1 protein-coding gene is annotated in these 587 nt (G+C 34.8%); it reads right to left on the minus strand.

Features of this window, described 5'->3' with window-relative positions; genetic code table 11:
* Nucleotides 1–99: 99 nt before the first annotated feature.
* Nucleotides 100–587: hypothetical protein (locus tag KCG35_RS26090; protein WP_215822845.1), on the minus strand; the 488-nt coding region annotated here is incomplete at its 5' end.

The following is a 587-nucleotide window of genomic DNA, read 5'->3' on the forward strand; positions in this document are numbered from 1 at the left end:
CTCCACCAGAACTTTATTTCCTCACCAAACCAACCTATTACACAAGATATAACGATACTAGCTACCAGTAAAACCCAAATAAGCTTCTTAACGAACAAACTATTTGTCTTTTGCCGGTGGTTCATCAAGAAAATAAAAATCTAAATTAATGGTATATGGTTTTATTTGGTCATGATAGACATAATTAGGGTCAGGGCCATTTACTTCTTTTTTGCAGAACCCAACATACACATCACTACTGTTGTCATATACAGGCTCTTTCCAGCAACGATCAATTCTGACAGGATTAGGGTACCCTACTAATTTTTTTGATTTTGAAATATTTCTCCCTAAATATATAATTCTCACTCCTCCAGTGACAACTTTTTGATCATAAAAGCTTACATCAATCTCATCAACTTCATCACCACATTGATTAATAACTTGATTCACTTGTTGGGGAACACTAATAATATACTCCTTTCCTAAATCAATACCATAATAATCAACGTCATATCGCCTAGGAATCATTTTAGGATTTTTGCTCCACCCCTTACGAGCTAAACACTTTCTTCCTGAAGAAGACCACTTCACATGTGCTTTTACAT

The organism is Zooshikella harenae, assembly GCF_018837975.1.
In the GTDB taxonomy this organism is placed as follows: domain Bacteria; phylum Pseudomonadota; class Gammaproteobacteria; order Pseudomonadales; family Zooshikellaceae; genus Zooshikella; species Zooshikella harenae.